This window comes from Dorea chungnamensis, assembly GCF_039832125.1.
Taxonomy (GTDB): Bacteria; Bacillota; Clostridia; order Lachnospirales; family Lachnospiraceae; genus JAFBIX01.
Genome location: NZ_JBDOHT010000005.1, coordinates 127991 through 141975, shown reverse-complemented (window position 1 = coordinate 141975; position 13985 = coordinate 127991). Strand labels below are relative to the sequence as shown.

Genomic DNA, 13985 nt, shown 5'->3' with positions numbered 1-13985 from the left:
TTGATTCTATAAACTACCTCTTAATCTTCTTGCAATCCTTTCGGCAGGCATCCTATTTTCGCACCACGCCCATATTTTCTTGCTGCATAGATAAGAGCTTCCATATTCTCTTTAGATGTACCAAACGGCGTCTGACATCCGACGTTAAGCTGGAATCCTTTTGGACTGTCTCCTGCCTTTTCAATACATTCTTTACAGGACGCAATCACCTCATCAATCGTACCATTTAACATAACATCTACTGGCGGTACATTTCCCATTAACATCACTTTATCTCCAATCGCTTCTTTTGCCTCAGCAAGATCTTCGCAATTATCTATACTAAATGCACATACTCCACTATTTGCAATGTCGTTCCAGATTGGTTTTGTCTTTCCACAAATATGGATCATCGGCGGCTGTCCTGTTATTTCATAAAGCCCATCAATTAACTCTTTCAAATATGGGTAAGAAAACTCATCGAACTGCTTTTTACTCAAAATATCCGAGCAGGTCACCGGATCAGATATAAATACAGAACATGGTCCAAATTCTTTACAAAATGCTTCTACCCATTTTAATGAACATTCATTGGAAAGTTTCAAAAGCTTTTTCAACATTTCCGGATTCTTTCTGGTATCTCTTAACATTAAGTCCACCGGCCTGATCGCAGCTGCACATGACACCGGCCCTGTCACACCTGTGCTGATTGGATAATCCGGCAACAGTTTTTTTAATTGCTTTGCCATCTCAATCATTGGAGTGAGAACTGGATTGTCATATGGGTCCACGACTTTTAATTTATCAAAATCTGCATAATCCATAAGGACATGTTCTTCGATTCGAGGCACTCCGTATTCCGGTGTAAAAAGTTTCGATCCAAGTGCTACTCCAATGGTTCTTAAATCCGGCCCAACACCAAATCCAAAGTTGTTATATGTCACATCTTTTTCCCTGATGACCTTTGCCATAACTTCCGGATCTTCGCTCATTTGTTTCGTTGAATATCCCATCAGATTGGCAATCGCCATCTCTGGGGCAAGAATTCCATATGGAATGCAGTCCACTTCCTCCCCTTTCATGTATGCTGCCATACGTTCAGAAGGTGTCATCTCTTCTTTCTGTTCATTCATCAACTTTTTCAGCTCTTGATAATCCATTTTTTACCTCCTAAAATAAAATACGGTACGAAAAAACAGCGTAAACACTGCCTTTCCCCACCGAAATCTCCTGAAAATATATAGCAGGTCTCCTGACTCGACTTCATCCTCTGGATTTCCTTCCCCAAAAGTAAAACATCTTGAGTGGTCAATAAAACCATCGTCCGTCACACAGTAGAGCGGGCTGCTTCGGACTCTCACCGAATTCCCTTTTCAACAATTTTCATTGTCACTATATACGTTTACATTTCAAGTTTATCATGTAAATTAACATTTTCCAAATCGGTTATTACTATAATAAAAGTCTTATATAGACAGTTTCTATTCTACGGGTTTTTCATCTCTAAATGATTCATTCACTTAATGTTTTCGTTCTGACAAACTATAATACAGATAAATATATTACAGGAAACGCTGCTTGAAAAAGAATAACATCAGAGAGGAGTTTCGCACACCAACAGATCTGGTCGGGTGCGAGGCTCCCCTTTTATGTATATTTTTATCCTAATTTTGTCAATTGTTCTAATATCTCTAATGATTTAAATCTTTTTCCTACGTAAGTTTCCAGATATCTTCCGGTCACCTTTCCCAGTTCCCGAAGCACTTCATCAGATACGGTAAAGGTATATAGTTTTTCCACCGGCGTTCCCACAATATATTGAAGCGTATAGATTGTAGAGGGATTCAGCACCATTCCATCCGAAACATCTCTTCTGCATCTGTCACAGAGCAGACCTCCACGTCTAACACTGAACACCATTGGTCTTTCTCTGTCACCGCATCCTACACACTGGAAAACCTGTGGTCCTTCTCCATTGATACTGACCGTTTTCAGCTCGTAGATATATCGAATCAGCAGATTTGGTATATGGGGATTTACAAGTGCCCGAAGAGTCTGATACAAAAGCTTTAAAAGCTGAGTCTCATCGTTAGCTTCTCTTGCATAATAATTGGCCAGTTCCATAAAATAGAATCCGTAATATGCCCCTTCAACATCCATACGCAGCTCCTGAAAGTAATTGGAAATAGAGGCCGACACCAATGTATATGATGTCCGCCCCTCATAAACTGTAAATTCTCCAAAGGAAAATGGACTCGTCACTCCCATCAGTGCACTGTTAGGCCTTCTTGCGCCGCGGGCAAATGCTGCAATCTTCCCTCGTTCTTTTGTCAGAATTACCACTCGTCTGTCATATTCGCCGACAGGAGCTGCCTGCAGGACCAGGCCTGTCACTGTAATCTGATTCACCGTTTATTCCACCTTCATGGTCTTTTATTATCTGTTTACAAATCTGCATTCCCTTATAGCAAAGATAATCTGTCACTTTTCCCGTCTCCAGAAAACGCTCCCAGTACTCTTCTTCCATGAAATCACCTCATCCTCTGTTGATAGGATTAGGTTCTCCCAGAAAAGGCTGATTTTATTCTTCATCCCGATATCCAAAATTTTTCATTAGATATTCGCTGTCTCGCCAGTCCTTCTTTACCTTAACCCAGAGTTTCAGATTCACTTGACAATCCAGCATTTTCTCAATCTCATAGCGGGCTGTGCTGCCAATCTTTTTCAACATATTTCCTTGTTTTCCAATAATTATCCCCTTGTGGGAGTCTCTCTCACAGATGATGGTCGCATTAATATGCATTACCTTCTTCTGCATCTTCATCTGGTCAATTGCCACCGCAATTCCATGTGGAATCTCATCCTGCAGACAATGAAGTGCTTTTTCGCGAATCAGCTCTGCTACGATCTGACGCTCCGGCTGATCAGTAATGGTATCCTCATCATAAAACTGTGGTCCATAAGGAAGATACTTCATGATCACTCGTATCAACTCATCCGTATTATCCCCGTTTCTTGCAGACACCGGAACAATTTCCGCAAAATCGCAGACATCCTTATACGCTGCAATTGCCGGCAATACCTCTTCCTTCTTCACACTGTCAATCTTATTAATAACCAGAATAATTGGGGTATGAACTCTCTGAAGCTGCTTGGCAATGTGCTGCTCACCTGCACCGATGAACGTCGTTGGCTCCACAAGCCACAACACCACATCCACCTCATTCAACGTCCGCTCTGCCACATTCACCATATATTCTCCAAGTTTATTCTTCGCCTTGTGGATACCCGGCGTATCCACAAACACGATCTGCCCCTCCTCCGTTGTCTGCACCGTCTGGATACGATTTCTCGTCGTCTGCGGCTTATTAGAAGTAATGGCAATTTTTTGTCCTATCAGACAATTCATCAACGTAGATTTCCCCACATTTGGGCGTCCGATCAAAGTAACAAATCCCGATTTATAATCTTTTCTCATAAAAACTCCTTAAATGGGGACGTAGTATTCTTTCAATTTACTACGTCCCCTGTTAAAAACTTGTCACAGTTTTAAACAGTTCTTTATTTTCTTCTATTTTGTCTTCGCTTCCAACTACGCACAGTTGATCTGCCTTCAATACGGCCTCTACAACTCGGTAAAGGGCGCGGATATCATCTTGTGTTGCATCTAGAATCTGACTGCGTTCTTCGCGGATCATGTCTGCGCTTACTTTATTCATGTAGAGGTTCATGGATCGTTCGCCTTTGGTTGCGGGTGTCATAGGCTGATCAATATTGCTGATGGTTCCGATGATGTATTTGGTCATGTCTCTGTCGCTTACGGTGAAGTTCTTCAGGTAATCTACAATTCCTTCGTATACTTCTATGGTGCGCTTCAGATTTGGATCACGGTAGGAAACGAAATAACCTTCTCCTATGCGGTTGAAATTGCTCATGCATCCATATGCTCCGCCTTTTACACGGATATTCTGCCAGAGATAATCGTAGCTTAGGATTACCTTCAGGATCTGAAGTGCTCCGGTATATGCAGCTCCATTATCGATGAAGTTACCGGTTCGTGCCACATACTGTACTTTTGATGCTGTTTTGAATCCTTCGTTCTTCTTTTCGCAATGGATGATGCATGGTGTCTCTTCTGGAACTTCTTTGTAAAGTCTTTCGGAAAGATTGGCAATCATCTTCTCTAATCCGTCCATTCCTTCTTTTGAAGCAGTATAACTGATCATCATGTTATCCGGACGGAATAGTTTCTTGGTAAGATTGATAAGTGTTGCTGTTATTGATTCTTTTTCTTCCTCGAAATGCTCTGACAGATCCACTATCTTCTGGTAAAAATCTATGCCATTTGTCATATCCTTGAATTTTGCGGACGGAGAAGCATAGGACAATGCCCGAAGCGCCGCTGTTGTATGCCCGGATGACTGGAATTTCATAGAGAGCCTTGACTTGGTCATTGCCAGGATTTCTTTGATTCGTTTCGTATCATTTAACTTGGAAGCAGTCAGAATCTCCCCCATCATCTCAAATGTTTTTTCAAGCTTTGGATAAAGTGCTTTTCCCTTGATTTCAAATGTTGCTTTAAATACCTTCTCCCTTATATTGGTAACATCGTTATAAAGCTCCAGTGATGTTCCAATTCCTCCGGTATGCATATTAATCTCATTAAAAAGTTCCCCGTATCCGTAATTCTCTGTATCAATGATTCCTAACACAGACTGCAAGATTCCAACATAAGGAAGTTCTTCTGCACTGACTCCTGACAGGTCGAACATCACATCTACATAGCCAATTCCATTTGTCTCAATTTCATGAAATACGACCGGAACTCCTGCCAAATTCATCTCTTCATTAAAAATCGGATCAATTTCTCTGGAAATATCTTCTCGATTTAAAACCGGGATCCGTTCCAGCGCTTCTTCACTCTCTGGTTCTGACTGGTATTCTTCCAGCTTCTTTGTCCGAGAAACCATTTCTCTGATTTCCTCATCGCCAAGGCTGGCTTTATATTCTTGTAATTTTGCATCCAGCTCAGCATCCATGCGGGCAGTACGCCCCTTCTCAGGTTTCACAATAACAATCGCACCATGAGTATTATCCAGCAGATATTTCTGGATCAAGTCCTCATAATAGCGAGTTCCCACCTGTTTTTTCAGGAACGCAAATGTATCCAATGCCTCGATATGAATGAATGGTTTGTCATCATCATATAGCCAGCTATCCATTATCTGAAGTCCATACATCAATCCCTTCGGATAATTTCCAAAATCAGCTTCTCTGTAACGGAACTCATGATAATTAATTCCCGCCTCAAGTGCTTTCTGATCCATCCCATTTTTCACAATGTCCGTCAGCACATTCTCGATAACTTCAATAAACTTATCCTTCTGATCTGCATCTGCATTCTTAGCTATTACAGAGAAAATCGGCTGATAGATTCCATTATCATAAGATCCCATAATATCCTGTCCAATTCCAGCATCCGTAAGAGCTGTCTTCAATGGCGCACCTGGCGCAGATAACAATGCGTAATCCAGAATTTCAAACGCCAGATACAATTCTCGATCTAGACTTGTACCAATTACCTTATTATAAGAAAGGTACGTATTTTCGTCTTCTGATTCATCGCTTGCTATGGAATATGGCATCTCCAATTCCTTCATTTCTGAAAAAGCTTCTTGCAAATGAATCTCTGAATCTACTACTTTTTTCTCATAATGACAAAGATATTCCCGATCCAGCCAGCATAGCTTTTCTTCCATATCCATATCTCCATAAAGATATATATAGCTGTTGGACGGATGATAATAAGTCCTGTGAAAATCCAGGAACTGTTCATAGGTCAGCTCCGGGATGACCTCCGGATCTCCACCGGATTCATTTGCATAGGATGTATCTGGAAATAATGTGTTCAGAACCACTCGGTCAAGCACACCTTCCGGTGAAGAGAATGCCCCCTTCATCTCATTATAGACCACTCCATTATAACTTAATTTGTCATCTGCAGAATCCAGTTTGTAGCTCCAGCCTTCCTGACGGAATGTCTCTTCATGCTCATAGATATTCGGATACAGTACCGCATCCATATATACATGCATGAGATTCTGGAAATCCTTATCGTTACAGCTTGCCACTGGGTACACTGTTTTATCCGGATAAGTCATTGCATTTAAAAATGTATTGAGCGACCCTTTCACTAATTCTACAAATGGATCCTTGGCCGGGAAGTTCTTTGATCCGCACAGCACAGAATGTTCCATGATATGTGGCACTCCGGTACTGTCACTGGGCGGAGTACGAAAACCGATACTAAACACCTTGTTCTCATCGTCATTTTCTATCAGAAGAACTCTTGCGCCACTCTTCTTGTGCCTCATCAAATAACCTTTAGACTGAATTCCCTTCAATTCTTCTTCCTTGATCAAGTCATATGTCTTCAAATCTCTGATGCTCATAAGATTTTGTTATCTCCTTTCTTCCGGTGTCATCACGACTACACCTATAGCATTATAACATCTTTTTTTCAATGGTTGAACCCTGTTTTATACTTTTGCCTATACAGAGTATTTTATCCAATTTAATCCCAGGTTACAAGCAGATTAGGAAAGGATTTTCATTAACAAAAAAACAGAAGTCTCTTTCGAAACTTCTGTTTTTTATCGACATTTTTATTTATCTGCGGTAACTTTACGAATCACCATCAATGTTCCAACCATTAAAACAATTCCAATTGGCAGACAGATAAATGCATTCTGTACAAATCCGGCAATTACATAAGTAACAAATGATACTGCTGCTGCCGTAATCGCATATGGAAGCTGTGTAGATACATGGTTAACATGATTACACTGCGCTCCGGCCGAAGCCATGATCGTCGTATCAGAAATCGGCGAACAATGGTCACCACATACAGCACCTGCCATACATGCAGAGATAGAGATAATCATCATCGTCTCATTTGTTCCAGAAAATACTGCAACTACGATCGGAATCAGGATACCGAAGGTCCCCCATGAAGTACCAGTTGCAAATGCCAGGAAACATGCTACAAGGAAGATGATTGCAGGAAGGAGATTCATGAATCCTCCAGCTGCATTCTGAACTACATTAGCCACATATTCTTTCGCACCCAGACTGTCTGTCATTGCTTTCAAGGTCCATGCAAATGTAAGGATCAAGATTGCAGGTACCATAGCTTTAAATCCATCTGGAATACATGCCATAGAATCAGAGAACTTCAACACTTTGCGTACTGCATAGAACACAATCGTAATTACAAATGCAAAGAAGCTTCCAAGCATAAGGCCTACAGATGCATCACTTGCAGAAAACGCCTCAATAAATCCTACTCCACTAAAGAAGCCACCGGTATATATCATACCAATTACACAACACACAATCAGAACAGCCACTGGGAAGATCAGGTCTATGACGCCGCCCTTGCTGTCCACAACATCTTCTTCTGCATTAGCATACGGACGATCCGCTGTAGTATATAGATCCCCCTGAAGTGCATTCGTTTCGTGAAGCTTCATCGGGCCATAATCCATCTTTAATATTACAATTGTAACCATCATAACAATCGTAAGTAATGCATAATAGTTATATGGAATCGCACGAATAAAGATAGAAAATCCATCCTCACCCTCAACAAATCCGGTAACTGCAGCCGCCCAAGATGAAATTGGGGCAATAATACAAACTGGTGCAGCTGTCGCATCAATCAGATATGCCAGCTTTGCTCTCGATACATTATGCTTATCTGTCACCGGACGCATAACGCTTCCTACGGTCAAGCAATTAAAATAATCATCAATAAAGATCAATACACCAAGGAGAATGGTTGCAAGCTGTGCACCTGCGCGGCTTTTGATATGTACACTTGCCCAGCGACCAAATGCAGCTGAACCACCAGCCTTATTCATCATGCACACCATAATTCCCAGAATTACGAGGAACACAAGGATTCCCATATTGTAACTATCTGTCAGAACTCCGACAATACCATCCTGAAATACATGAAGAACAGTCTCCTCAAACGTAAAACCAGAATAAAATACGCCTCCAATTAAAATACCAATAAATAATGAACTGTATACTTCCTTTGTAATCAATGCAAGTACAATTGCGACGATTGGCGGAACCAGTGACCAGAAAGACGCATACATCTTTGGCACATACTCAGCCGCTTCATCTGCAGCAAATACGGTCATTGAACTACAAAGAAGAATACACAGAAGGGTCATCACACCCCACATTGCTTTTTTCTTTCCTCTCATTGCTAAAATTCCTCTCTTTTGCTTATATATTGAAAATAAAAATACCATGAACAACGCTTACCGGGCGCGCTCATGGCATAACAGATCAATACTGTGTCATACATCCATGATAGCGCTCCACTGTTGTGACAGTCTGCAGCATGTTCTGACTGCAGCCCAGAAATCCTATTGGGAGAATAGAATTTCTTCGGCAGATCCCCCTTTTCTAATCGGCAGTCCTCCCAGACTATTGCCACAAAGTACTTATGAAATCTGCGCCTCTATCAAGTCTCATTATTCATATAACAAAGTTGTATCATTTTTATAAGGAAAAGTCAACCAATGATATATAATTTAGCAATGATTTGCATAGATCTGTGATCATAAATAAGGCGGCCGCTTTCGCGACCGCCCGTATTACCTTACAACTGAATCTTATTCTTCTGTTCCGTACAGAGTAACCAGTTTCTTCAGATATGCATATCTTTCCATAGCCTCAGCTTCGTTTCTAGCGAATAACTTCTCAGCTTTTGCTGGATTTGCTCTCTTCAGTGCATTGTAACGAACTTCTCCGTCAAGGAATGCCTGGTAATCTTCCTGCTTAGGCTCTTTGCTGTCAAGTGTGAACTTGCCGCCTTCTGCTGCAGGATTGAATCTGAAGTTGTTCCAGTATCCACATTCTACTGCTAATGCTTCCTCAGTCTGAGCTTTGCTCATACCTTTCTTGATACCATGGTTGATACATGGAGCGTAAGCGATGATCAGTGATGGTCCTGGATAAGCCTCTGCCTCTGCAATTGCTTTTACAGTCTGGTTGAAGTCTGCGCCCATAGCGATCTGTGCTACGTATACATAACCATAACTCATAGCGATACCAGCGAGGTCTTTCTTCTTAGTCTCTTTTCCGCCTGCTGCGAACTGTGCTGTTGCACCTGTCTTAGTAGCCTTAGAAGACTGTCCACCTGTGTTAGAGTAAACCTCTGTATCAAATACCATGATGTTGATGTCTTCACCACTTGCTAATACGTGGTCAACACCACCGAATCCGATATCGTAAGCCCATCCGTCACCACCGAAGATCCACTGGGATTTCTTAGCAAGGAAGTCTTTATTCTTAACGATGTCTTTGCATGTCTCGCAATCACATCCGTCTAATGCTGCAACTAATTTATCTGTAGCATCTCCGTTAGATACACCACAGTTAAATGTATCCAGATATTCCTGGCAAGCTGCTTTTACTTCTGCAGAAGCTGCATCAGATGCTGCAACAGTCTCAACTTCTTCTTTCAGTCTCTTTCTGATTGCTTTCTGAGCAAGTAACATACCATAACCAAACTCAGCATTGTCTTCGAATAAGGAGTTAGCCCATGCAGGTCCCTGTCCTTTTCCGTTTACTGTATATGGTGTAGATGGTGAAGAGTTACCCCAGATAGAAGAACATCCTGTTGCATTAGCAATGTACATTCTGTCACCGAATAACTGTGTGATCAACTTAGCGTAAGGTGTCTCACCACAACCTGCACAAGCGCCTGAGAACTCTAAGAGTGGCTGTTTGAACTGGCTTCCCTTAACAGTCTCTGGTTTAAACTTAGCAACAACTTCTGGTTTAACTGGAATCTCTCTACCGAAATCAAATACATCCTGAGATGCTGCATTTGCTTCCAGATTCTCCATAACAAGAGCTTTCTCACCCTTCTTACCTGGACATACGTTAGCACATGAACCACATCCTGTACAGTCAAGAGCTGATACAGTCATAGTGAACTTCATACCTGGCATACCAATCATATCGATTGCCTGTGTTCCTTCTGGAGCTTTTGCAAGTTCATCCTCTGTAAGAGCAACCGGACGGATAACTGCGTGAGGACAAACATATGCACAACGGTTACACTGGATACAGTTTTCAGATTTCCATACCGGAATATCTACTGCAATACCACGTTTCTCGTATGCTGCAGTACCAGATGGTGTAGAACCGTCTACATAATCATTGAATGCAGATACTGGAAGTGTGTTACCTTCCTGTGCGTTAACTTTTGCCTGAATATTCTTAACGAATGCAACAACATCATCTTTTCCGCCTTTAACTTCTGGTGCAAATAATCCTTCATCTGCACAAGACTTCCAAGACTCTGGAACTTCTACTTCAACTACCTGCTTAGCACCAGCATCAATAGCATCGTAGTTCATCTGTACGATCTTATCACCTTTTCTTCCGTAAGTAGCCTTAGCTGCTTTCTTCATCAGATCGATAGCTTCTTCTTCTGGAATGATAGCTGCCAGTTTGAAGAATGCAGACTGAAGAACGGTATTGATACGTCCGCCAAGTCCGATCTCTTTACCAATCTTAATACCATCGATGGTGTAGAACTTGATGTTGTGGTCAGCGATAAATGCTTTCACCTGTCCTGGCAGATGTTTCTCCAGACCTTCTATATCCCATGGGCAGTTCAGAAGGAATGTTCCACCGTCAACTAATTCCTGAACCATGTTGTATTTATTTACATAAGATGGATTGTGACATGCTACAAAGTTTGCTTTGTGAATCAGGTAAGTAGATTTGATTGGCTTCTTACCGAAACGCAGATGAGACATTGTAACACCGCCAGACTTCTTAGAGTCATAATCAAAATAAGCCTGTGCATACATATCTGTATTGTCACCGATAATCTTGATAGAGTTCTTGTTAGCACCAACAGTACCGTCTGCTCCAAGACCCCAGAACTTACAGTTGATTGTTCCTTCTGGTGTTGTAACAAGTGGTGCACCAACTTCCAATGAAAGATTCGTCACATCATCTTCGATACCAATTGTAAATCTAGCCTTGTCTGTATTATTAAATACTGCAACAATCTGTGCAGGTGTTGTATCTTTAGAACCTAATCCGTAACGTCCGCAGTTAATCGGAACAGCGTCGAACTTAGATCCCTTCAGTGCAGAAACAACATCCAGGTATAATGGCTCGCCCTGAGCTCCTGGCTCTTTTGTTCTGTCAAGTACATTAATATACTTCACTGTATCCGGAATCACATCGATCAATGCCTGTGCGCAGAATGGTCTGTAAAGACGAACCTTAACAACACCAACTTTTTCTCCTGCTGCTGTCAGGTAATCGATCGTCTCTTCGATTGTGTCACAAACAGAACCCATAGCAACGATAACTTTCTCAGCATCTGCTGCTCCATAGTAGTTGAACAGTTTGTAATCTGTACCAATCTTAGCATTAACTTTGTCCATATACTCCTGAACGATAGCTGGCATAGCATCGTAATATGGATTACATGCTTCTCTTGCCTGGAAGAAAATATCCGGGTTCTGAGCAGAACCTCTCTGGCATGGGTGATTTGGATTCAGGGCGTGATTTCTGAATTCATCAATAGCATCCATATCTACCAGATCTTTCAGATCTTCATAATCCCATGTCTCAATCTTCTGAATCTCGTGAGATGTACGGAATCCATCAAAGAAGTTGATAAATGGAAGTTTTCCCTTTAATGCTGCACAGTGTGCAACAGGTGTCAAATCCATAACTTCCTGTACACTTGACTCACAGAGCATTGCTGCACCAGTCTGACGACATGCATATACATCAGAGTGATCTCCGAAGATTGACAATGCGTGACTTGCAAGGGCACGAGCGGATACGTTAAATACTCCTGGAAGCTGTTCACCTGCTACTTTATATAAGTTAGGAATCATTAACAATAATCCCTGGGATGCTGTAAATGTTGTTGTTAAAGCTCCAGCTGCTAATGAACCGTGTACTGCTCCGGCTGCACCTGCTTCTGACTGCATCTCTGTTACCTGGACAGTCTGTCCAAATATGTTCTTTCTACCTTCGGTAGCCCACTCATCTACGTGTTCAGGCATAACAGATGATGGGGTAATTGGGTAAATAGCTGCAACCTCAGTATAAGCATATGACGCATGAGCTGCTGCCTGGTTACCATCCATGGTCTTCATTTTTCTTGCCATTTTTGCTGTTCCTCCTTAAAAAAGTGATACAAATTTTACAATTTGACGTGTATTATAATTATAGTCCCTAAGTATTTAAAAGTCTAGTGATTCTTATGGTTATTTTTGTTCCTTTTTTGATACAAACCGAGTATAATCTGTTTTTATATCAGCTTTATTATAGACAATTCGAATATGTTTTATAAGGCTTTCTTATAGATTGTCTGACAATTTCTTGACAAGACAGGAAGTTTCGAGTATACTAAAGAAGAGGATTGAATTAGGCGAGGATGCTCTCATAAACTTTGTGAGAGCATCCTTTTTTATTTCATATCTCAAATAATGAAGAGAATGGAGTGTTATTATGAGTAGCAACGAGAAAAAACCTTCAGCCAATTTTGGTTCCCGATTTGGCTACATCATGGTGGCGGCAGGTGCTGCTATCGGACTTGGAAACATTTGGAAATTCCCTTATCTTGCCTACGGCGGTGGCGGTGGCGCATTTATTGTTGTGTACATCATCCTTTGTATCGTACTCGGTCATCCTGTTGTTGAGATGGAGACGGCAATCGGACGTTACGCAAAGACAAACGCAATTGACGCTTACGGAGTTGTAAATCCAAAGTATAAATTTGTCGGATTTGTCAATGTACTTTGTACCTTTTTGATTGATATGTACTATATCATCGTCAGCGGTTATGTATTAAAATATGCTGTTACTTACCTTACAGGTGGACATTTTGGTACTGATAAGACTGCATATTACATGAACTTTATCTCTGACCCGATTGAGCCATTGATTTATGCAGGAATATTAATGATCATTATCGTACTTTTATTATCCAAAGGTATTACAGAACTGGTTGAAAAAGTTACAAAAATAATCATGCCTTTGCTGTTTGTATTACTTCTTATCTGTGGATTCTGGGCTTTATTTGCATTTGACGGTGCAATTGATGGTCTGAAGTTTTACTTAATTCCTGATTTTTCCAAATTTACCTGGAAGACCTTTGCTGATGCCTGTATGCAGGTAATGTTCTCCGTTGGTATCGGATGGGCGATCTTCGTAACACTTGGTGCCAGTGTAAAAGACAGTGCTAATATCCGGAAAGACTCTATGATGGTAACCATCTGTGATACAGCAGTTGCATTGACTGCAGGTTTTGTAATCATTCCTTCCGTTGTAGGTGCAGGTTCTGAGATGGCTGCAGGTCCATCTCTTGTATTCCTTGCTATGACAGAGATCTTCTCCACTTTACCTGGCGGTAATATCCTTGGATTCTTCTTCTTTACCGCATTGATATTCGCCGTTCTTTCCACATACTTTACAATCCTGGAAATTCCGGTAAAATGTATCGAAGAGAAGTTCCATATCAATCACAGAAAAGCAACCTGGATTACTGCAATTTTAATTTTCATCGGTGGTATCTTCTGTTCTCTGAGTCAGGGTGCTGGTCTGCTCAGCGGTGTGAAGCTCCCATGGTGGGCATATGGTTCAGGTGTTGTATATTATAATATCTATGACTGGATTGATTGTTTCTCCGGTTATGTACTTCTTCCATTAGGATGTCTCCTGACCGCATTCTACTGTTGTAAAGTATGGGGATATAAGGAATACGAGAAAGAATTGACCAAAGATGGACGTGACGGAAAGTTAAGTATGTACGATAAAGTAGTTATGACAGTTGCGGTTCCGATTCTTACATTGATCGTTATTCTGAACTGTTTCGGATTCATCAAATAATGTTCGTTTGATGCTAAAATAGTGTTAAGCATCTTTCCAATTCTTTGACCAGC

The 13985-nt window shown here is 41.2% G+C and carries 7 protein-coding genes and 2 riboswitches; of the genes, 1 reads left to right on the top strand and 6 read right to left on the bottom strand.

Features of this window, described 5'->3' with window-relative positions; translation table 11 throughout:
* Positions 1–20: 20 nt before the first annotated feature.
* The 6 genes from ABE613_RS06240 to nifJ all read right to left on the bottom strand — a co-directional run bounded on the left by ABE613_RS06240 (position 21) and on the right by nifJ (position 12209).
* Positions 21–1139: a uroporphyrinogen decarboxylase family protein gene (locus ABE613_RS06240; protein ID WP_347375961.1), complete on the bottom strand. Its 1119-nt coding sequence runs from the start codon at positions 1137–1139 to the stop codon at positions 21–23.
* A 65-nt stretch (positions 1140–1204) separates the two neighbouring features.
* Positions 1205–1391, bottom strand: a riboswitch (cobalamin riboswitch).
* A 247-nt stretch (positions 1392–1638) separates the two neighbouring features.
* Entirely contained in the window at positions 1639–2388 is a 750-nt protein-coding gene (gene recO / locus ABE613_RS06235) for a DNA repair protein RecO (protein WP_347375960.1), read from the bottom strand.
* 172 nt (positions 2389–2560) lie between these two features.
* On the bottom strand, positions 2561–3457 hold the full coding sequence (gene era, locus ABE613_RS06230; protein ID WP_347375959.1) for a GTPase Era: 897 nt from the start codon (positions 3455–3457) through the stop codon (positions 2561–2563).
* A gap of 52 nt (positions 3458–3509) precedes the next feature.
* The gene (locus ABE613_RS06225; protein ID WP_235232576.1) at positions 3510–6431 is read right to left on the bottom strand and encodes an insulinase family protein; all 2922 of its coding nucleotides are present in this window, start codon (positions 6429–6431) and stop codon (positions 3510–3512) included.
* Positions 6432–6644: 213 nt separating this feature from the next.
* On the bottom strand, positions 6645–8255 hold the full coding sequence (locus tag ABE613_RS06220; protein WP_235232575.1) for a Na+/H+ antiporter NhaC family protein: 1611 nt from the start codon (positions 8253–8255) through the stop codon (positions 6645–6647).
* Positions 8256–8357: 102 nt separating this feature from the next.
* A riboswitch (Lysine riboswitch) is annotated at positions 8358–8526 on the bottom strand.
* 143 nt (positions 8527–8669) lie between these two features.
* Positions 8670–12209, bottom strand: coding sequence for a pyruvate:ferredoxin (flavodoxin) oxidoreductase (nifJ, locus tag ABE613_RS06215; protein ID WP_235232574.1), 3540 nt, complete (start codon positions 12207–12209; stop codon positions 8670–8672).
* 343 nt (positions 12210–12552) lie between these two features.
* Here nifJ and ABE613_RS06210 point away from each other — a divergent pair, with 343 nt between their 5' ends.
* Positions 12553–13932, top strand: coding sequence for a sodium-dependent transporter (locus ABE613_RS06210; protein WP_347375958.1), 1380 nt, complete (start codon positions 12553–12555; stop codon positions 13930–13932).
* The last annotated feature ends 53 nt before the right edge of the window (positions 13933–13985 follow it).